General features: G+C 40.0%; 11 protein-coding genes. 1 reads left to right on the top strand and 10 read right to left on the bottom strand.

Translation table 11 applies throughout. The features are described 5' to 3' along the window. Window positions 1-14: 14 nt before the first annotated feature. From DXA15_RS11070 to DXA15_RS11115, 10 genes are all read right to left on the bottom strand, one after another. On the bottom strand, window positions 15-3,479 hold the full coding sequence (locus DXA15_RS11070; RefSeq protein WP_009860354.1) for a TonB-dependent receptor: 3,465 nt from the start codon (window positions 3,477-3,479) through the stop codon (window positions 15-17). 123 nt (window positions 3,480-3,602) lie between these two features. Beyond that, a complete protein-coding gene (locus tag DXA15_RS11075; RefSeq protein ID WP_010801089.1) occupies window positions 3,603-4,685 on the bottom strand; it encodes a FecR family protein in 1,083 nt (360 codons plus the stop codon). A gap of 65 nt (window positions 4,686-4,750) precedes the next feature. After that, entirely contained in the window at window positions 4,751-5,299 is a 549-nt protein-coding gene (locus DXA15_RS11080) for an RNA polymerase sigma factor (RefSeq protein WP_009860356.1), read from the bottom strand. A 633-nt stretch (window positions 5,300-5,932) separates the two neighbouring features. Further along, window positions 5,933-6,823, bottom strand: a complete 891-nt coding sequence (locus tag DXA15_RS11085; RefSeq protein WP_128134050.1) for a YitT family protein — start codon at window positions 6,821-6,823, stop codon at window positions 5,933-5,935. Window positions 6,824-6,996: 173 nt separating this feature from the next. Beyond that, window positions 6,997-8,139, bottom strand: a complete 1,143-nt coding sequence (locus DXA15_RS11090; RefSeq protein WP_128134051.1) for a glycoside hydrolase family 43 protein — start codon at window positions 8,137-8,139, stop codon at window positions 6,997-6,999. A gap of 4 nt (window positions 8,140-8,143) precedes the next feature. Beyond that, window positions 8,144-9,028 carry a TIM barrel protein gene (locus DXA15_RS11095; RefSeq protein WP_009860359.1) on the bottom strand — a complete coding sequence of 295 codons (885 nt, stop codon included), beginning with the start codon at window positions 9,026-9,028 and terminating at the stop codon, window positions 8,144-8,146. Window positions 9,029-9,205: 177 nt separating this feature from the next. Further along, a complete protein-coding gene (locus DXA15_RS11100) occupies window positions 9,206-10,951 on the bottom strand; it encodes a RagB/SusD family nutrient uptake outer membrane protein (protein WP_128134052.1) in 1,746 nt (581 codons plus the stop codon). A 25-nt stretch (window positions 10,952-10,976) separates the two neighbouring features. Continuing rightward, complete coding sequence (locus DXA15_RS11105) at window positions 10,977-14,018, bottom strand: TonB-dependent receptor (RefSeq protein ID WP_128134053.1); 3,042 nt, start codon at window positions 14,016-14,018, stop codon at window positions 10,977-10,979. Window positions 14,019-14,165: 147 nt separating this feature from the next. After that, entirely contained in the window at window positions 14,166-17,243 is a 3,078-nt protein-coding gene (locus DXA15_RS11110) for a glycoside hydrolase family 2 protein (protein ID WP_128134054.1), read from the bottom strand. Between the two features lie 92 nt (window positions 17,244-17,335). Continuing rightward, window positions 17,336-21,298 carry an ATP-binding protein gene (locus DXA15_RS11115; protein ID WP_158579652.1) on the bottom strand — a complete coding sequence of 1,321 codons (3,963 nt, stop codon included), beginning with the start codon at window positions 21,296-21,298 and terminating at the stop codon, window positions 17,336-17,338. A gap of 175 nt (window positions 21,299-21,473) precedes the next feature. Here DXA15_RS11115 and DXA15_RS11120 point away from each other — a divergent pair, with 175 nt between their 5' ends. After that, window positions 21,474-23,567: a right-handed parallel beta-helix repeat-containing protein gene (locus DXA15_RS11120; RefSeq protein ID WP_128134056.1), complete on the top strand. Its 2,094-nt coding sequence runs from the start codon at window positions 21,474-21,476 to the stop codon at window positions 23,565-23,567. Window positions 23,568-23,613 lie beyond the last annotated feature (46 nt).

Here is a 23,613-nt window from a genome sequence, read left to right on the forward strand (position 1 = left end):
TCAGCAATTAAAAATTAGAACGTAACATTTAAACCAAACGAATAAGAACGTTGCAACGGATACATTTGGCCACCCAAACATTCCGGATCCAGTTTATAATGCTTATACAAACCTGTTATTTCACACAAGTTGTCACCAGAGAAGAAAAGACGTAAACGTTGGATATTTGCTTTATCTGTCCACTGTTTTGGCAGTGTATATCCGAATGTCAAGTTCTTCAAGCGAGCATAAGTCGCATTTTGCAAATAACGGGTCTGAGTAAGAGCAGCTTCTGCTCCACCTTCCGCAACATACGATTTAAAACGCGGGAAATAAGCATCCTGACTTGGGTTTTCTTCTGTCCAGCGATCATAATAGTTACCATAAGTAATATTAGTCCAAGGTTGTGCATAGATACCCCAGAAATACAAGTCCCCACTCGGACTGTAATTCTTTTTCAAAACTCCCTGTACAAACAGACTCAAGTCAAAACCATTCCAATCTGCATTCATATTGAACCCGAAACCATAACGGGCACGACTATTACCGATAATCTTATAATCACCATGGTCATCAATTGTCCAAGCGCCTTTATCAATTTTGCCGTCACCGTTTAAATCCTTAAATTTCAAATCGCCCGGTGCAATCGGTCGTGTACCGATATAAGAAGCGACCTGTGTCTGGTCGGCATGGTTATCAATATCTTCCTGAGAAGTAAAGAAACCTTCTGTTTCCAACCCCCAGATAGATCCCATTTCCCAGCCTTCATAATAACTATCCAAAGACCCTGTATCATTCGAGAACTTAGTGATCCAAGAACGACTATCACCGATATTGAAGCTTAATCCGTAATTCAACGTTTTCCCTGCCAGCTTCACATTATCACGCCAGCTAACCGTTAAATCCCAACCGGTTGTTTTCAAGTCTGCCGCATTTTCCAAAGGTTCACTGGTTCCTAAAACATTAGGTAACTCTGCACCACCTGTCAACATATCTTTTGTACGACGAATATATCCATCGACAGTGGCAGTCAAACGGTTATCTAAGAAATTAATATCCATTCCCCAGTCGGCAGTCGTCACTTTTTCCCAAGTTAAGTTACCAGCAACCAGTCCCGGTGCAGAAACACCTATCGGTTGTTTACCATCTAAAATTTGAGATATCTTTCCGGAACCCATAGTAGCCAGATAAGCATAATAGTTCTCTTTCAAATCCTGATTACCCAAACTACCATAAGAGAATCTGAGTTTCAAGAAATTAACAACATCTCGTACCGGTTCGAAAAAGTTTTCCTCCGAAAGTACCCAAGCCACAGAACCGGAAGGGTTGAATGCATACCGATCATCATGTGGGAAACGTGATGTTCCATCATAACGACCATTAAATGCCAAGATATACTTATTGTTATAAATATAATTCAAACGGCCGAATACACTACGCATAGAAAGTGAATAGATTCGTTGTCCGACATTCATATCACCCGAAGCCAATCCCAATGTAGGCAAAGAAGATGAAATCAATTCTTTACGGCTCGCAGAGGTATAATTATCCCGCCAATCTTCCTGGTTGAAACCAACCATCGCCGTGAAATCGTGTTTGTCATTAAACAACTTGTGGAAAGTAGCATATGCATCAAATGTAAGTGTACGTGCATTGGTATGGTTCAAGTAAGCTTGAGATACCGGGTCTTGCTGAGCAGCCGGTCTATCCGGACCATCATAGTAATCGACAGGCAAAGAATATCCCTCTTCAGCATTTTTATTCGTTGAATAGTTGAACGAACCATTTACAAAAAGAACATCCTTGATAATATCGATCTTTGTTGTAAATTGTGTCGAGAAAGTTGTCTTCTGCTGGTTCCAACGACCTCCGTCTACCAAACGCCCGAATACGCTACTACCAGCCTTTGTCCAAGAACCATCCGGATTATAAGTCACATCCAACGGATTGATACGGTTTACTTCCCAATAATAAGAATCTCCCAGATAGTTCGGAGAATCATAGTCTGAATTTACAAAGCTGGTATTATTACCCAACGTCCACCAGTCAGTCAATTTAAAATCCAATTTGGAACGAAGGTTATAACGGTTATATTTATCAGTTCCGTACTTCACCATACCATCCTGAAAATTGTAATTGGCAGAAAAATAATAATTTAAACGATCTGTCTTACCTGAAACATCGACCGTGTGATTGGTAGAAAATGCCAAATTCTTATAAGCCTCATCAAACCAATCTGTACTACCAAAATAAGAATAAGTACCATCCTGATTTAGATAATAAGGAGAAGTGCTCGGATCTTCCGAAACTTTCTTGGCATATGCCAATTGTTCTTCATTGTATAAGTTATACCAAGGGTAAGACATCGTATTACGGGTGGAAGCTACGATATAAGGATCAGTAATTACATCTGCCATCCCCGTTAACCTACGCATTGCAAAATTATTATTATAATTAATTGTCAACTTTTCCTGTCCTGCCGTCTTAGTCGTAACCAAAATCACACCGAATGCAGCACGCGAACCGTAGATAGCAGCCGACGCAGCATCTTTTAAAACGGAAATACTACCGATATCGGTAGGGTTCATTCTGTTTAACTCTTCTGCTGAAGAAACCACACCGTCTATCACAACCAACGGATTACCACCGTTGATAGAAGTCGTACCACGAATATTAAAGCTAGGTGAATCTGTTGCTTGTCCACTACCGATCGAAACAGTCAAGTTAGCAACCGATCCCTGCAAAGCCTGTCCAACGGTCAAAACCGGACGGTTTTCCAATACTTTTTTCGGCACTGTAGCTACAGCTCCGGACAGGTCCGCTTTCTTCTGTGTACCATAACCGATAACTACCACTTCATCCAAAGCCTCGCTATCTTCACTCAAAATCACATTTACTGCAGTTTTACCATTTAAAGCGATTTCCTGCGTTTTATATCCAATATAAGAAACACTAATAACTGCATTCGGAGCGACATCCGATAGAGAGAAATTACCATTGGCATCCGTTATATTCCCCATGGTAGTTCCTTTTACCATCACATTTACCCCAATCAACGGTTCGCCGGTAGCATCTTTTACATTACCTGTTACGGTGATTTTCTTTTCCTGCTGGGGAGCAACGACTGCTACCTGCTTTTTGTTTGTTTCATTCTTGCGAACGATGATTTGGCGGTCATTGATGATATACTCAATGTCCGTTCCTTCAAACATCTTTTTCAATATGGCTTCAACAGTCTGATTATTGACATCCACATTCACCTTTTTATTCAGATTGATGTTTGAACCATGGTACACAAAAATAAATTCACTGTTCTTTTCGATGTAAGAAAATACATCTTTTACAGTCCGGTTATTCATGCGGACAGTCAACGTGGTTTGTTCCGCATAAGTAGAAGCTGCGTAGATAGCAGATCCTCCATAACTTACCAGACATAAGGCTAAACATGCACTTTTAAGAAAATGAGTCGATTTTCGACTGAATTCTTCATTCTTTTTCATACATTTGTAACGTTTTTTCTTTGATACATAAATTAATAGATTAAACAAGAAACTTTAGAACCGAGTGATATGGCCGTATCGTTCGGTTCTTTTTTTTAACTCTAGGGCTTTTACATAGGCATTTTATTTTGATATTATTATATTATTATTTGCATCTGTCTTATACTGAAGGAACATTGACTGGCAAATGATATTGATTACATCTTCCATATTTTCCCGCAAATCCAACTTCCCGGAAATAGGAATATTTCCAATCTCTTCATTATACCAAATGTTACGACCGTAATAACGGGATAACCGATCCAGTGTCTCTCCAACCTTCCGGCCGTTCAACATCATCATATTATCCTTCCAACAGATATATTCAAAAACATCTACCTCCTTTATATCCGTACCTTTATCATTTACTTTAATCATCTGATTGGGAGAGAGTACTGATCTATTATTCTTTCCGGAATTAACCTCCACACTACCGTTAACCAACACAACAGAAGTGAAAGCATCTTCTTTATATGCACAAACATTAAACTGCGTACCGAGTACCTTTACTTCAAACCTGTTGGTTTTGACAATAAAAGGACGAGAAGGGTCTTTCTCTACTTCCAGAAAGACCTCACCTTCTACAAGTATTTCTCTCTTATCTTTTTTAAAGACAGCCGGATAAAAAACACGTGTTCCGGCATTGACATACATTTTCGTTCCATCCGAAAAAGTAATGTCCGCCCGCCGACCTTTTGGCACGATAATCTGATTGATTTCCTCTTTTTTCTCTTTCTTCTCTTCTGTTATTTCCTTTTTTACGACATGCTGTTCCGCATTCGATTTTCCATCCATATCATATTTGATCGATGATTCATCTTTCAATTGCATCTTATCATCGCTTTCGATCAAAACAATCTCATCGTCGGCCAAAGACGATGTGTTGTTTTCAAGCAAGGCAAGCGACATAGAAGTATCACTCTTCGTATCCATCCAAAAATAAAGGCCTACAGAAAGAAATACAGCTATTGAAGCTGCCACAGACAATATATAACGGGAACGTAATCTGAATAAAGTACGTGGCTGAGTCGTCCGGACTTCAATCTCCTTCCACGATGCCAGTGCCTCCAGCAAGTTATCAGACTCTGCATCATGAACTTTCCGGAGTAGGTCTTTCCCGGCCTGCTCAAATGATCTTTTATTTAATATGTTTTGCTTTTTATCCACAAGTAACCTCTTTTATCCCTATTACGGGAGAGGTCTCATTTGGTACTCACTTTTTTTGAATAAAATCAATCTTTTTTCAGATATAATTTCTTAAGACTGGATAAAGATCTGAATAACAGATTTTTACTGGATTGATAATTTATACCCATTATCTCCGCTATTTCTTCATGCTTCAGTCCATTTACATAATATAAATAGATAATTTCCTGCTGATGGGAGGACAGCAGAGAAAAAACCTGCATGAGATGTCTGGCACGGTCATCTGCTTCCGAATCGTCGAAAGAGAGTAAAGGGAATAACTCGTCTGTTATAAATACTTCTTCATACAAGGTGATATCATCAGTCGGTTTTTCCTTTTCCAATGCATCATACAGCTTGTTACGTAAGGCTTTGATCAGATACCCTTTCACATTTGGAGTTGGAGAAAGAGAGGGATAGTTCTGAATCAGTTTAATGAAAATATCCTGAATGCAATCTTTTACCAGATCTTTATCGGAAACCAGTTTGGAGCCATAATTATACAACAAAGAATAAAAGCGACAATAGATTTCCTTGAAAGCCTCCTTATCCCCTGTCAAACATGATTCCCATAATTTCTCATCGGATATTTGCATATAAACAATTGCTTATAATTTTGTTATAGCGTCTCAACTATAATTGGTGCGCAAAAATAGATACATAGTATTTCACTCATATTACATCAAAATTAAGTAAGCATTAGTATTAAGATTGTATCATTCATAAACCCATAAATAGTATTTATCTTAAAACATATATCTATCTCTTAAAAGAGTTAGGAAATAGTTCTGTTAGAACTGAGGCATATATCGTTAGTTTTTACTAACAAACAATGATTTTGAGCGCTTATAGCTCTCCAGCTATTAACAGATGTTTCTTAAAACATTCATTCTTCCTGTCTATTTAACCTATTATAATAAAAATGAACTATATTTGCATGCGCAAGGGATTTAGTTCTAACAGAACTAAGGTGAAATTTTAAATATAATTGATTTAGATTGCGTACTAACAGAAATAACATCCGGTTCTATAAATAATTTTCTGCCTTACTAATCTGTTTACGAAAGCTATCGGTAATATAATCGATAACTATCAGTAATATTGTCGACAGCTATAAATAATATTACCGATAGCCATCGACAACCAGTTAGTAAGGCAGAAAATTATATACAGGACGGTATCTGAATAGAAGCCGGACCCTTATAAATCTATATAGCTATTATATCGAATTATTTTACTTTAATATGGTCGAACCCTTCGCCATACACACCGATGACGGCACTCTGAGAAACAAATGCTTCCGGGTCTATATCTTTAATCAAGCGGAAAATAGTTGTCGACTCACGCTTCTTGGCCAATACGAACATCATCTTCACTCCCAACCCGGTGTACATTCCGGTCCCGTCTATCACCGTCACACCACGGTGGAGATCTTTATTGATGCGATGTCCAATTTCTTCATATCTCTTGGAAATAATAAAGAACTGTACAGACTGGCGGGCACTGTTTACCACCTGGTCAAGCACAAAGCTGGATATATAAAGTGTGGCAAAACCATAAACGACCTTTTCCCAATCATGCAGTACAAAATAACTGGAAGAAATGATAATCATATCCGTCATCAGAATAACACGTCCTAAAGTGATATCCCTGTATTTATTTATAATAGCAGCGATGATATCCGTTCCTCCCGAACTGCCGTTGGCCGAAAAAGCGATACCAATACCGCTTCCGCAGAAAGAAGCACCGATGACACAAGCCATAAACGGTTGATCTTGCAACAAATGCAGATTAGATGTAGCACTTTGAATAATGGGAAGGATAGTAGTCATCACCAGTACGGCAAAAATAGTTTTCACACTGAACTTCCATCCCAGAACAATAAGAGAAGCGATCAGCAACCCGCCGTTAATTGCAAAGTACGTATACTGCACATTTATTCCGGTCGCCCAATACACGATAGAGGCGATACCAGGTACCCCTCCGGTAGTAATATCATTAGGCAAAAGGAAAACGGTCCACCCAATAGCATAGAAAAACATGCCAAGAGCGATCATTAAATAATCGTGCATCTCTCTCAGCATTAACTGCCTTGAGGTAATTGATAATGTTGGTTTCATTTTAAATGTTTATTATATATCCATATTATAAAGATCACCTATCTGCCAAAAAAATTGCAGCCCCGCAAAAACGAAGCTGCAAAATTAATGAAGATTAAATCAATTTAGCGGTATGATTTCGATGAATTTACAAAAACATATTGTTAAATTTCAAATACAACAGGACAACGACATCAATAACTCCATTTATCCTGCCATTCGATGATCGGCTGATCTCCTTCAAAACGGATCGGAAGCCAGATGTAGCGCCCGTCGATTGCATTCTCGGGCGTCCAGCGGTCACCCATATAGATGAACTGTCCGGACTTACCGGGAGCCGGCAATACATAGGTACTCTGGGAATGGAAAGAAAGGTCGGAGCCTTCACCGACAAACGGATTCTCTAATTCTTCCCAAGGCCCCCAGATAGAAGGTGCGACAGCCGAACGACCGGCATTCGGGGCCCACCCCGTACAACCGGACATGATCAGATAATATTTTCCGTCACGTTTGAACATCGCCGGTGCTTCCATGAAACGTCCGGGGAAAAAGCGGGCATATGTAGCGGAGTAATTGGTATAATCGTCTGTCAACAGGGAGATATGCAATGTGCTGTTCTCTTCTGAAGAATAAATATGATAAGCCTTGCCGTCGTCATCAACAAAAAGGTTCATATCACGGGCCATCTGTCCGCCTTCCATATCACGACCCAGCAGATTCAGACTGTCCGGATGAGCCGGCAGACTTCCGCCAGTGAATTTGCTCCTATCAGACTCAGGAACTCTCTGTTTATGAATATCTTGTACATTTGTCGGCCAGGAACCTGCATTCGGACGCACGGCACGAAGGAATTTATAAGGGCCTGCCACCTTATCGCTTACGGCAATACCACTGAGTGCACCGGAATACCCTGCTCCTTTAGGCTCCAGGTGGAACCACATCACATAGTTGTTATTCTTTTTATTATAAATTACTTTAGGGCGTTCCAGGATACATCCTTTCGCTATGCTATGTGTAGAATCGTCGGTCACAACCGATAAAGCAACGCCTTCGTCTTTCCAGTTATATAAATCTTTAGAAGAGTAACAGTGAACTCCCACCAGCGCGTTATTTCCGGCAGTCCCTTCCGTTTTATGCTCGCCGAACCAATAATAAGTATCGCCGTCATGCAGGATTCCTCCGCCATGCGCATTGATATGCACACCGTTATTATCCGGCCACAGTTCGCCCGGGGTAAATGCACCGCCAGCCTGTTCCGAGCCGGATTTTCCTTTACATCCTGCGAAAGCGACAACAAACAACAGGAAGCAGAGTTGTATAATTCTTGTCTTCTTCATATAGCTAGACATCACAAATACGAATACATTTCTCCAGGGAAGCGATCTTATCCTGCTGGCGGGGAACGAATTCCTGCCCCACAAATCCTTTATACCCGGTTTCTACCAACGCTTTCATAATTGCCGGGTAATATAATTCCTGGGTTTCGTCAATTTCCGCCCGTCCGGGATTACCGCCTGTATGGATATGAGAGAAGTATTCATGATACTTTCGGATATTTTCGATGATATTTCCTTCCATGATCTGCATGTGGTAAATATCGTACAAAAGTTTAAAGTTTGGCGACCCGACACGGCGACATAATTCTACCCCCCAAACGGTATGGTCGCATTGATAATCTTTATGGCCTACACTGTTCAACAGCTCCATCGTCAGGACCACATTATGTTTTTCCGCCAGCGGCATCAGACGTTTCAATCCTTTCTCACAGTTTTCCCATCCCTGAAGGTCAGTCAGTCCATTCCGCTTTCCGGAGAAGCAGATCAAATTCGTCAATCCGGCTGCTGCCACCTGGGGAATTACCGCTTCATAACTGGCAACCAGTTCGTCGTGCAGTTTAGGATCGTTAAATCCACGGTCAATACCCAGACCGGCTCCCTGGCACATAGCGACAGTCAGTCCGTGCTTTTGTACAACCGGCCAGTCCTTCGGGTCGAGCAATTCGATCGATTCGATTCCTATATTTTTACATATTCCGCAAAATTCTTCCAACGGATAGTCACCGAAACACCATTTACTGACGGAATGGCGTACATTCCCTTTCAGCGGTTCTTTCGTTTCTGCTTTTTTCTTTTTAGCGGGATTTGCTGCTTCCAGACCTGATACGGCAAGCGCTGCCCCGCCTACTAATGCGGTCTTAATGGCTGTTCTTCTTGAGATGTTTTCCATGTTATTCAGAATTGATAATTAATTAGATGGTACAAATATAAAGAAAGACTGGATCATAATAAAATAAAAATGATTAAGGCGAATGAGGAAGTTAAGCCACAAGGAGTTAAAAGATTCATTTTTGGGAAAAAGAAACCAAAAACCCCTCTAATATCAGAAACACAATTTATTTCCATATTAGAGGGGTAAAAAACAGGAATTAATAACCTCATTTTGTCTCAATTCAGCTTCCAAATTAGAATCAATTGCCGATTGAGGAATTGGTAATAAATTATTATACTCCTGAATAGATGCCGCAGAAACATTTCTTCCATATTTTTTGGTACGTTGATACACCATATTCATTCGAGAAAGTGTCATAAAACGTTGCTCTTCGCCGAGAAGTTCTCGTGCACGCTCATCCAAAATATAATCAATATCCAACTGATTTTCATTGATCAAAGAAGCTTTAGCTCGTTCACGAACAGTATTGACATCCTTTACTGCTCCCCCCTTATTCCCTGCCTTCAGATAGGCTTCAGCACGTAAAAGATAGGTATCGGCAACTCTGAAAATATACCAATCAGGCACGAAACCATTATCCGGTTTACCGTCTATATGCTTATCTGTCCCGAATTTAAAGAAACGTGGAAAATAAGAAGTCATGGTATCCGATGCGGATGTCCACCATTCTTTTTTAATTTCATCACCAGGTTTTAACCGAACTTCTATCTCTGTTCCGTCAGTGAGAACCACTGGAGTCACATAAGTCGTATCATAATCTTTTACCTCTACCCCTCCTTTTAAAACATATGGAGCGTAAAACTTTCTGGCAATATTGACCTCCGAATTACGGATGTCACCACCACAATTATCCCAAATGTCATAAATCATATAAGTAGTCGGGCGAACGAACGCTACACCACGCCCGGTATTGTCACGTGCAACACCATCATAACCAAATTTAGCTTTTTGCCAGAAGTTTGGCCAGAAATGACGTTCGAACAGGGGACGATCCCATTTATTAGTACCACCGGGAGTATTATAAGCAAACTGGATAGCCCACAAACATTCTCTATTACCTGCTTCCAAATAATTCTGATTGCCCATACGGAACAAATCCCAATAAACGTTCTTTCCGGCTTCACCTTTACGTTGTCCAAAACGCTCCTTCATCAAGCCATAATCACCGTCTTTCCCATCTATCACCCGAGACGCAGCTTCGATCGCTTTATCATAACTTTTCGTCCCTCCATTGTCTGAATAAGCCAAATACAATTCAGCCAACAAATGATCTGCCGTAGCACGGACCACACGACCATCTTGTGTTAATTTCACCGGTAGATAAGTTGCCGCAAATTCGGCATCCTGAATGGCAAATTCATATACTTCTGCACGTGTTACGCGTACAAAATCCAACCGGGGTTCTGTAACAGGTTTATCTACGATAGGAACTCCTCCAAAAATATTAGCCAGACAACGATATGCAAACGCACGAAAGAAACGAATCTCAGCTTGGATTTCTTCTTTTTCTCCTTTAACATTCCATACAACGTTCGGATTTTCTGTTTGGAATAATAATTCATTACAATTCTTAATAATACTATAACCCGAGTGCCACCATGCACTTGCTATGCTATTGGAAGAATTCACCTTCTTCCAATCATTAAATTCAGGTTGTGAAACCTCTGTATCCGGAGTTGGAGCAGTAAAAACATCCAGGCCAATTCCCATCAAAACCCAGTCATTTCGACTGTCATTATTATTATAAAGTGCACGCACTTGAGAATACATCTGATTGACGCCCGTTCTAAATTGATTAATATTCAGGAACGCATTATCCACCGTCAGAAAATCTTCTGGTTTCTCTCGCAAAAAACTATCATCATTGCATGCTCCCAAAAAGGAACATAATAAACTAAGCATATAAATTATTTTTTTCATAACTTCCTGATTTTTTTATTTATAATTAAAATGAGACATTTAAGCCAATGTTATATGTTTTAAAGCTGGGGCTGCCTTCTCCTATCCTCTGTCCGGCTTCCGGATCTAGCCCGTCCCATCCAGTAAATGTCAATAAATTCTTTCCACTGACAAATATTCTGGCATTAGTGAAAAACTTTGTTTTGTCCAAAAGTTTTTTATCAAACACATAGCTTAATGTAATATCCTGTAAACGGAGAAATGCTCTGGATTGATAAAAACCATATCCGTAAGAGTCGGAATAATTCGGACGAGGCACATCATTGACCGGAGTTTTCGGGGTCCAATATACCTTATTACTCAACCAATTCGCGTTCGGCATTTTTGCAGGATTCATCCCCTTTGAATTTTCGCTCAATAAATAATTATTCTTTCCTCCACCTGCAAGCCAATCCAAGCTAAAAGATAACATGAAATTCTTATATGTAAGAGTATTACGTATATTCATAGTAAAATTAGGCTTAGAATAACCAATAATAGTCTTATCTTCCGGATCAATTTTACCATTACCATTCCTGTCAACAATTTTGATATCACCGGGTGCCATATTATATGTTTCCATATATTCCTTATCGCTTTCCTGTACGATGCCATCTGATTCATAACCATATATCGCACCTAAAGATTTACCAATGAACCAGCTGTTGCTTAAATCATCGTCTTCTTTGCCGTCTCCGTCATTATCCAACCCATATAAAGAGTTAATTTTATTTCGGTTTAGCCAAAAAGAAAGATCTGTTGTCCACCCAAAGTTCTTCGTCTCGATATTACTAGAATGCAAACTTATTTCAACACCCCAGTTAGCGACTTCTCCCATATTGTCCATAATACTAGTATAACCGGAAGTTATCGGAAGACGGCGTTCTATCAATAAATCATTTGTCTTGGAATTATAATATTCGAAATTACCTGATAAACGATCATTAAATACACCAAAATCCAATCCTAGATTAAAGGCCTTTGTACGCTCCCATCCCAATTTTTTATTTGCTAAAGAACTTTGATATAAACTTTTCAGATAGTCATTGCCGAAAATATAAGCACCGGAACCCACTTTAGGAAAGGTACTGTAACTGGATATAGACGGATTTCCATTTTCACCATAAGAAAAACGCAATTTCATATAACTCAACCAATCAAGCTGCTTAATGAATGATTCCTCAGACAGTGTCCAGGCAACGGCGGCAGAAGTGAAATTACCATATTTCTCTCCTTCTGCAAAAGCAGAATGTCCATCTCTTCTAAAACTTGCTGAAACATGATAGCGGTTACGCCATACATAATTAGCACGTAACATATAAGCTAATGAGGATGCATAAGATTTCCATGTATCAATGCCTCTTTTTTCCGCATTACCCATTTCCAAAGAATTATATCCCAAGACTGTAGTTCCAGCCTGTTCAAAATCTTGACCGGTAGCTTTTACGCCGGAACTGTGTGAACGCTGGCGTTCGGACATAAAAGTAAGGTCTATTTTATGTTCTCCAAATGTTTTGTTATAATTTAATATTTGGTTTATCAACCAGCTATGGCTATCAGAATCTTTAGCATAACCGTTGGCATTTTTCAAAAATTGCGAAGGATTCATCAATTCGCTTTCTCTCAGGGTATTTACATAATGTTCTTCATGAGTAAAACGTGCTTCCTGGTGTTGTCCTAAATTGTAGGCCCCATTGATACGCCAACTTAATCCTTCTACCCAAGGCAAACGGATATCCAGAAAACCTTTTAGACTGGCATTGTAATATACATCTTTGTCATCAATAGCAAATGCTTCCCACAGAGGATTTCCCCATGTAGTATTACCGCCGGGAAAACGTTCCTGCCAGTTTTCATAACCTTCATATTGAGAGTTCATAAATCCCCACGGCCCTATATAAGTTGCACTATACATACTGGGGGCCATACCGGAATAATCTCTCCGGTTTCCCGATACATTGATTCCGGCTTTAATCCAAGTTGTCAAATCAGCCTCCAATTTAGCGAGAACAGAAGCTCTCGAAAAATCATCGCCAATCATTAAGCCTTCTTGTTTCAAATAATTCCCGGATACATAATAATTAAATCTTTCATTCGCACCGGATATACTCAACTGATAACTTTGAGTGGGAGCACTTTGCGTTGTTTCGTCATACCAGTTAATTTCAGAACCTGCCATATAAGCATCATACTCTTTTGGTTTCAATAGACTTTGTAGTTCCAGATCAGAACCGGTCATTCCACCAGCAATAGCTTTATCTATTACGAACTGATTGTATTCATCTCCATTCATCAAATCGGGTTTACGAGTCCATGATTGTATCCCGTAATTCATACTGAAATTCAACTGTGGTTTTTCTGTTTTTCCACGTTTTGTAGTAACAATAATAACACCATTTGCTGCACGGGAACCATAAACGGCTGTCGAACTGGCATCTTTTAAAACATCCACACTTGCAATATCCTGTGGATTCAATTGTGCAAAATCTCCACCAATAATGCCATCAACAACTAACAAAGGCGATGTTCCCGCTTTAATAGAATTTTGACCACGGATCGAAAAACTCGGAGTAGCCCCCGCCGAACTGCCCATACCAATATTCACACCGGGCAGAGAACCTTTCAGCGATTCAAGCACATTATTATTGGGCATCATCATTACAGGTGAATCTTCCAATTTGATCGAAGCAACAGCACCTGTCAAGTCCTTTTTTGTAGAAGTACCATAACCTATCGCAACAACTTCCTGTAAAGCCAAGCTACTTTCCGACATCGTTATATCCATAACCGACTTTGCTATTTTTTCATCAATAGTCTCCATCCCTATATAAGAGAAGCGGAGCATATCGCCAGATTGTGCCGTTATCGAATAAAAACCATTCGCATCGGTTATAGTTCCGTCCTTACTGCGCAGGTTTACAATATTAACACCGGGTAGCGTGATACCTGCTTTATCAGACACTACACCTGTTACTCTCTGAATGTTTTGGGCAATACCGTCACCAAGTGTGCATAATAGTATCCCCAAGATTAATAAAACTCTGTTCATAGTATTAAATTTGAATTTTAAATTACCGGAAGCAAATATATCTGATCGACCGACAGGTCTGTTAGAACAAATGACTTTCCCATTAAAACAAAATGGTACGATTTATGACATAAATTCATAAATAGCTGTATATGATTGCATTGTTCATTATTTCCTCTCAAGAATCCGCTCTATAAGCCGTGTGAGGACAGGAGTTGTATCCAACTTTCCACTTAATTCTAAAGAACAAATAATCCAATTTCCTTTTCCCTCTCTTTTTTCACCGATAACCGCTTGGTCGCAATATGTTAATACCGGAGTAATTCCTTTTGCATTGAATAAACGAAAATGATGTCGTTCTGGAGCCAGTTGCACGGAAGAATAGGTATACTTCAAATCTGTCGAACTACAGCCTGCCAACCAACGATGGTTTGCATTACGGAAGACTATCCAACTTTTACTGTCAACCGAATCGACGGATGCTCCTACAAGAAGTTCACTTAAAACCGGAACAGCCTCTTTCAAAATTAACACATGCCCTCCTGCTTTTACCGCAGTTTTTATTTCTTCTTTCCTTGAGTGAACCGATAAACTATCAGCAACAATAATAACATCTTGCGGACCGATCGGTCCTTGTTTAACAACATTTCTGATACCGAAAGCATGAACGATAGCCTCTGTATTCTTACTTTCTCCGATTTGGTATATACGAATCCGTCTTTTAGCCTCAACGGCTGGTTCAACGGTACATAAAACGTCTTCATCATGAAAGATTTTTCCTTGTTTATCGAACAACCCCACACGCAAAGCCAAAGAAGACCGATGTTTCACTTCCGGCATTACAACCGGAATAAAACCTTGAAAAGTACTACCTTTGCTTATAGAAGGAATTTCAGCCGGGACACATCCGCTGTTAATCACTTTTCCATTCAATTCAAGTGTATATTTCAAAACCAGATCAGGATTTGTCGGCGTATCATTACAAACCCAAACTTGAAAAAGATGTTCCTCTCCACTGAAGAAAGTACTCCGCTCAGACTCCACTTGTACAGACAAAGGTGTCAAAGCATCCCGGTAAGCAAACCAGGCTGGTTTAGGAGTACGCTCGCAATCCATAATAGCCTTCATCCAACCATTTGGCCAGGCATCAATAAAAAGATGTATGGCAAACGAGTTCATACGAGGCATACGCCTGAAAGCACGAGCGACCTTTTGTATCCCCCAGGCTTGATGCTGCTGACTTTCTCTCACCCAATCATCCATGGTCTTCTGTGTCTCAAACCAATTCCAATGCATCTGAAATGTCTGTTCACCCGAATATTTTCCACGCATATAAACAGGACTCCATGAGCCGTCGGAACCGTTTTTTAACCATTCTGCCGGATATCTCCTTTTCATTAAACCGACCGGATCAAGTCCTTCCGCACCAAACTCTCCGCACCCGTACATCCAGTTTTTACTCACCGGCATCCAGGCACCACGGCACATATCCGGCAATTCTATACCATGCCCATCATACCAGATATTATAACAATGATTATCCGGATAACCATTACTGGGAGCCTGATAATCTCCGTCAATATATTTTACGGCCCGGTCCGGATTTTCATTATGGACAACGATATCCAATGCATCGAACAAACGCTCATAAGCGTACCTGCTGACTGCATGAGCTTTCATTTCCGCCATTGGCTCATTCAGATAACTCATCAGAATCACAGAAGGATGATTACGCAATACCCGTTCGATATTCCCGGCCTGCTTTAATATTTCGGTATATTGTTTCTGGTTTATATAAGCAAATAAAGGCAAATCCGCCTGCATCATCATGCCTAAACGGTCGGCATATTCATACACTTCTTTTTGCACGATGCGCTGAGTGGTACGAATAAAATTCATGTTCGTTAATTTAGCCAGCAGTAAGTCATCTGTCAATTGTTTCCAGTCACGCCTCATAACGTTTTGTTGTAAAAAACCCATAGTATTCGTTCCCCGAAGTCGTATCTCTTTTCCATTCAGATACATTCTTCCTTTTGGCGAACTATCTTCCGCAATAACAAAATGACGCATCCCGAACTGCTGTTTCCTGTTATCGAGTAACTTTTTTTCTTTATTATATAATGCAACCCTCATCTGATACAGCCAGGGGGTATCAGGTTCCCATAAACGCAATAAGTCTTCCGGAATAGACACCAAGGTACGGTTTAGTACCCGACCTCCTTCTACTCGTATTTTTTTTATCTCTTTTTCAACTACCCGACTTTCAAAATTTTGGCCGTATAAACTATATTCTAACAAAAAATCATCCGCCTTTTCTCCATGGTCCAAATCGACTTCCACCCATAGTTCTACTGCAGATTGTTCCGGCAAAGGGCGACAAAACACATCTGCTATATAAGGTTCACTCCGTGCTTCAATATAAAGTTCCTGATATATTCCGGAACCTGCCGGACAGCAAGTCCATCCGGAAAAAGGATCATCCCAGCCGGGACTGTTACTGGCTGCCAATTTATTCCCCCAGTAACGCGGAGTTCCTTCCCCTCCTAACATGGAATAATCATTTCTGATCTTCACCATAAGTATATTTTTACCCGGGCGGGCATATTTTTTAATATTAAATTCAAAATCATCCAACATTCCTTCATGGAAACCCACATGATGTCCATTGATATACGCATCCGTATAATAATCTGCTCCGTTAAAATGAAGCATGAGGACCGGCTTCGAAAAAAAATCGGCAGGGATATCTATTTCTGATCTGTACCAGGCTGTAGAAACACCCTGAGGACCATGATAATAAGGAACTGCTATATCATTCCATTCTCCTTCTCCTTGCAACAACCGGTTAAAATCCCCACAATCTTCCGGGAGTTCATAACGAAACTGCATACTGTCTATCGGAAGTTTCAATCGTTCTTCGCAGAAATCAGGAGTCAGGTCCTGCAAAAACGATAAATACCGGTTTCTTAATTTTTCCAAGGCATCATTCATCTCTTCTGCAGTTGTTATTTTCTTGCAGGAAGTAAAATGAAATGATTTGTTTCCGGCCCAGGGCAATAATTTGTCTACCGGTAAATCTACCGGAGCAATAGTATCCATCGGTCTTCCGACAATAGTCTGCTGTCCCCGTTCGGCAATAGCGGCATAAAAATCTTTATCCACCAGGTTATCCTGAGCTTCCGTCGCAACACTGGCACAAAAAAGAACTGCCGATACGACTCCACAGTAAATACTTTTGTTTAACATACTAATAGATTTAATTTCTATCCCAAAAGTAATACTGCTGAACCAAACCGACTGCTACAAATCAAAAAGCGGATAACACAAATTCCGGTTATTCATAACACAGAATCATCTTTATCCTCCATTTGGGCGACATACTCCGAAGGCAGCACTCCGAATTCCTTCTTAAAGCATTTGGTAAAATAAGAAGGGTTATTAAACCCTACGCTATAAAGAACTTCCGTCACCATATATTTTTTGCTCCTTAACATAGCCGCCGCACAATTTAACCGATAAGTACGTATATAGTGATTTGCAGAAAGCCCAGTAAGCGTTTTCAATTTCCTGTATAACTGATCATGCCGCATATGTAACTCTTCTCCAAGTTCACGAACAGACAAATCCGGTTTATCTTTATGTTTATCTATCGCAGCATTAACCTCTTTCAAAAAACGATCTTCCAACGATTCAGCACCTCCTTCCTTTTCATCATGCAACACTGAAACGGGAATCGCTATCTGATATTTATATTTTAAAAGTTTCCTGCTGCGTAACAGATTCGCCACTTTCGTTAATAACAACTGACTGTTAAAAGGCTTCTCTTCAAATAAATCGACTCCGGCATCCCAACATTCCAGACGGGTTTCGACAGAATTTTTTGCAGAAAGAATAATAAAAGGTACGTGAGATGTCAACATATCTCCTTTTATATTCCGGCATAAAACAAGCCCGTCCACCTTCGACATCATCAAATCCGATAAAATAATATCCGGCAATTCCATTCTGACAATCTCCATAGCTTGTTTTCCATCTGAGGCTTCCATGACCTGATAGAAAGGAGAAAAAAGTTGCCGCAAATAATCTCTCATCTCTTTATTATCATCTACGATCAATACACGCACAATATTCTCCTTTTCCTGCAAAGTCCCGTTTTCACCATTTTCTTGTAGGTCGGTACTATTCTCCATCTCATTAACAACCACAGGCAAGGAAAGACGGAAAGTGGTACCATTCCCAGGTTCACTGATTACCGAAATATCTCCCTCCAGTAAATTCACATAATGTTTTACCAGAAACAATCCGATTCCTGTTCCCCGGTTATCCGGTGCAATACGATAATACCGATCAAATATATGTGGCAAATCAACTGCCTGTATTCCTACTCCCGTATCAGCCACAATTAATTCCAGTTTACCATTATCAATTGAATAACTGACAGCTACCTCTCCTCCTTCAGGTGTGTATTTAATAGCATTTGAAATCAGATTTTCCAAAATAGACTCTAACTTATTCCTGTCAGTATGTATCGCAGAAGTCACTTTATTTTCAATCAGAGAATGAATGTTAAAAAAGAGTCCTTGCCGTTCTGCATATTCCTTAAACGGAGTAATAATCTCATAAAGAAGTTGATGTGCAGAATAGACCTCAACAGACAATGCCGTGTCTTCTCCTTCCGTATTCCGGTAGTTCAATATTTTATTGATCTTTTTCAGTAACAGATCACCATTCATATACATGGATTGCAGCCTGGAACGAAATGTTTCAGGCATTTCCGGATGTTTTAACAAATCGTTCAACGGAGTAAGCAATAATGTTAAAGGGGTCTTCAAATCATGAGATATATTGGTAAAAAAACGAATCTTCTGTAGATAAACTTCTTCCTCCTTTTGTCGTTCTATATCCTCCAACCTTCTGATATAACGCTTCTTATATCTCTTCCGGAAGTTAAATATGAGATAAGTCACTACTGATAAGACCAATACACAATAAACAACTCTGGCATAAATTGTATTCCACCAGAATTCTTTTTTAATGATAACCAACTCTTTTTCTCCCGAAAAATTATCAGGATCATTCAGCCGGACATGAAATGTATATTTCCCGGAAGGCAAATTTCCATAAACAGCAGAAGAATTATTTAAACCGGTCTTGTTCCAATAATTTTCCAATCCTTCCATACGATAAAATAAAACATTCTCTCCGTAAACATAGGGAGAAAAGGCAGAAAGCAAAAAACCGATATTAGCATTACCGGGAGGCAATATCAAGGTATCAACATAATTAATCGCCTTGTTTATCCATACCTTTCCTTCCGGATCATCAGGAACGACAGCCTGTCCGTTCATTTGTAGAGAGCGGATCAATGCTTTTCCTTTTCCTTGACTTTCTTTTACTTTAGCCGGGTCAAAAGAAAAAAGTCCTTCGGATGTTCCGATTAATAAGCCATCCCTATTATTGGAATATATCCCATAATGGATAAACTCCGTCAAATACCGACTGACATAAAGTTTCAACGGATTGAAAAACAGAAGCCCTTCATGAGAACAAATCCAAAAATTACCATCCGTACCTTCCACTATATCTGATAGGAAATAACCATCAAGTTGGCTGATACGCTTGACCTTACGCTCCGAATCTCCCTTTTCCAAATAAGCCAGTCCATTCGTCATGCAAATCCAGACACGTTTATCATCCTGAAATAAAGCAGTCGCTTGTACGGGTTCTTCACCGATAAAAGGGAAATGTTCCATATCTGTAATAAATCCAGACCGATCCAGATCAAAATGAAACAAACCGGCATTAAACGTAGCCATCCAATACCCTTTATCCTCTTTATCCTTTTGGATGCAACGAACATTCAGTTGCAACAGGGAATCACCGGGAAACTCCAGAGGACGAACCTGCTTTCTATCTTCATTATATAACCAGACACCATTTGCACTAGTGCCTATAAATAATTCACGTTCGTTAAAACGGGAAATGGAGTATATACGTTCATGTTCAATATCAGATGGAAAAGCAGGCATATATTTCCCCGTTTCCATATCATACAACCGCAGACCTTCTCCCCATGTGCCGACATACAAAAAAGGAGTTACTGAATCTGCATATAAGGTCCATACGGAACGAAAAGATAGATCGATCGTTTGGAATCTCATCTCCTGCATATCATAATGACAAAGGCCGCTACCATGCGTTCCCAGAAAAAAACCGGACCGGTATTTATCTTTACAAACAGTCCATACCACATTGGAAAATAAGCTGGGTACATTTTCCTTATTTTTAGATTGGCTGAAGAGAGGAGAAGCAAACATAAAGCGGGCAACTCCTCCCAACCATGTGCCGACCCATAAATTGCCGGAATGATCTGTTTTCAGTGAAATAATATAATTCAGATTTATTCCGGAAACAGGTAATTTCGATTGTTCTGTCCGGCTATAAGACAACGTATTGGAATCGACCTCGAAAAGTCCATTTCCCTCCGTCCCGATATAAACTTCGTCGCCACAAATCTCCATAGAACGGACAAGACCTATTTCTTCAGCGAACAACGAGCCGTCCACCCAGCGCTTTCCTTTTTTCCGGAAAACCACAATGCCGGAATTTGTTCCGACCCAAAGTTCTTTCCCATTTCTCAAAAGAAGAGAATGGGAGGATTCAGCCCCGAATGGCATTGCAGCTTTTTCAACAATAACAGTATCCTGCGTGCGATGTATAATTGCTAACTGATTCGATTGAGTTGCGACCAATAATATACCATCGATCTCCGCCAACGCATTTATAGAGGGGAAAGAGTAAGTGACCCGATGAAATACGATTCCATCAGAATCTGCCAGTAATGTCCTGTAATCTTCCACATACCACAAAGCACCGTCATCCCCTCCGAACCAAATCTCCCCTTTTCCTGTTTTCAACATAGTATTAACACTTTGTATCTGGGCATTACAACCTTTGACAGAGCGAATACTACTCTTATACTTATCGAAAAGGAACAGTCCCTTATCGCGCGAGCCTATTAATAAATGATAATTATCCAATTCGACAATAACGGTAAGATTATTAGAAAACCCCGGAGTATTCTGCGCATTATAATTGGTAAAAATATTCCCATCGAAAATAGACAAACCTCTATTCGTACAGAAATAAAGATATCCCTCGGCATCCTGTCCGATAAAATCGATCGTATTCGAAGCCAATCCATCCTGTTGATTATAGATCAGCTGCCGGAAATCTCCGTTAAAAGCAAATCCGTGAAGACAGCCCGACAATAAGAACAAACAACAAATTACAAATTTCATATGTATCCTCTGTAACATAATGATATCCCCTTCTATCTTTTTTGATATTGATGCAAAAATAATATAAATACAACAGGAAATACGAACAAGACAAATATGTACTATTGTTTGACCGAGAATTTGCTATTCATTTCCGGTAAAGAAAACTACTTTTGTACAAAAACGAGAAAGAGTTATGTATCTTAAAAATTATCCGGTTATAAGCTGTTTATTGATCTTGCTCCTGTCTTGCCGACAGGAAGCGATCTTATATGTAGACCAGTCAATAGAAACAACACCCAATGCCAACGGTAGCATCGAATCTCCTTTCCGGGACGTTGAATCAGCCTTAAACGCAGTTCACAAAATACGCGGAAAAGACGGAACGCAACAAATCAAAATAATTTTCCGCAAAGGCACATATTATTTCGATAAAGGATTTCTTATCGACCAATCCTTATCGAACCTGATAATTACAGCCTACCCGGAAGAGAGTGTTATTTTTTCGGGAGGGAAACCGATACCGGTAAATCTCATCCGGCAATCCCGGATCGGAGACAATGAAGTACAAGTTATCGATTTAAAAAAAGCAGGTATCCACGATTACGGTAAAATTAAAAATACCGGCTTTTCCCGACCATTCTCCAACTCGTGGGGAGAATTTTTTATAAACAATAAACCCATGCACCTCTCCCGATGGCCTAACAAAGGGATGATCCGAATGGGTAAAATCATTGATGAAGGCTCCGTGCCCCGTAATAATGATTTCAAAAACCGTGGTGCAATTATGGAGTATGACTCCCTGCGGGTATCTTCCTGGGAGTTCACCGACGATATGTGGATTAGTGGTTATTTCAAATATGGGTATGCTGACGATGCGTTGAGAATTGCCAGCCTGAATAAAGAAAAAAAGACAATCACCACCGCCGGACCTACTTTATACGGATTCTATTCCGGCTATGCCTGGAACAAATGGTTTGCCTTTAATATAAAAGAAGAGACAGATGAACCCGGCGAGTATTTTCTGGAACGAACTACCGGTAAACTCTATTTTATCTCACCGGACTCTGAAATCGGTTCATTACATTTAAGTATTCTGGAGGAGCCATTCTTTGATATCTGGCAAGCCGAAAATATACAGATAAAGAATATTACTTTCGAATATTCACGGGGCACAATCCTTTCGCTTAGCGAAACAGAGAATGTTTGCATCAGCGGCTGTACCTTCAGGAACTCAGGAGATTTAGGTGTAATTATCGGAAACGGAATCAGTCCTTTCAAAGAGTACCTGCATGAAGGTAATGGAAAACCAGTACGCGGCACAGCCGGAAGCCTGCAACAACATCTTTACGCCAATCAGACTTTTAACCGGCAGGGTGGACATAACAACCAGATCGATCATTGCATTTTTTATAATCTGGGAGCCGGAGGAGTTTCTATGGGAGGAGGTGACAGAAAAACATTGCAAGCCGGAAACAACATTGTTAGCAACTGTCTTTTCCATGCAAATAACCGCATTGCAAAATCTTACCGTCCTGCAGTGCATATAACAGGAGTCGGAAATCGAATCGTACATTGTGAAATGTATGATTCACCAAGTATGGCAATCCTGATGCACGGAAATAACCATCTGATTGAAAATAATTACATTCACGATGTTTGTCTGGAAGTAGAAGACCAAGGCGCTTTTTATTATGGCCGCAATCCTTCCGAATGCGGAACAATAATACGAAACAACCTGTTTGCCGATATTCCCGACACATATAGCACCTGTGCTATCTACCACGATGACGGAGCCGGTGGATTAACCGTGGAGAATAATATTTTCTATCGGGCCGGCAAATACGCAGTTCTAATGGGAGGTGGATCCGATAATACTTATAAGAACAATCTTTTCATCAACGGACAAATCGGAATTCATGCCGACAACAGATTACAGAACTGGGGAAAATCATTAATTGCCCAAGACGGCCTGTTTGAAAAGAGGTTGAAAGAAATTAATTATAAGGAGGAGCCTTATTCTTCCACTTATCCGTATCTGAAAGATTACATTCCGAATGACAGTTTACCGAAGCGAAATAGAATTACCGGCAATCGGTTCATAGGCATAGGGAAGACATCCGATAATCCCCAACTGCTTATCTGGGAAAACAATACGGTTAAAAAGGATACTTTCAAATTAGACTCCTATTATTCAATGGAGATGCTTTTAAAAGAGTTATCGGATAAGAATTACCGGACAACCGATTGTTCCGTATCAATAGGCATGCTCCAATCTGAACCATTGTAAGATCAAATATCGACCAAATAAACAAATGCAGGGAAGATGTGTTACC

Origin of the sequence: Parabacteroides sp. AM58-2XD (assembly GCF_003463685.1) — a bacterium.
GTDB lineage: Bacteria > Bacteroidota > Bacteroidia > Bacteroidales > Tannerellaceae > Parabacteroides > Parabacteroides segnis.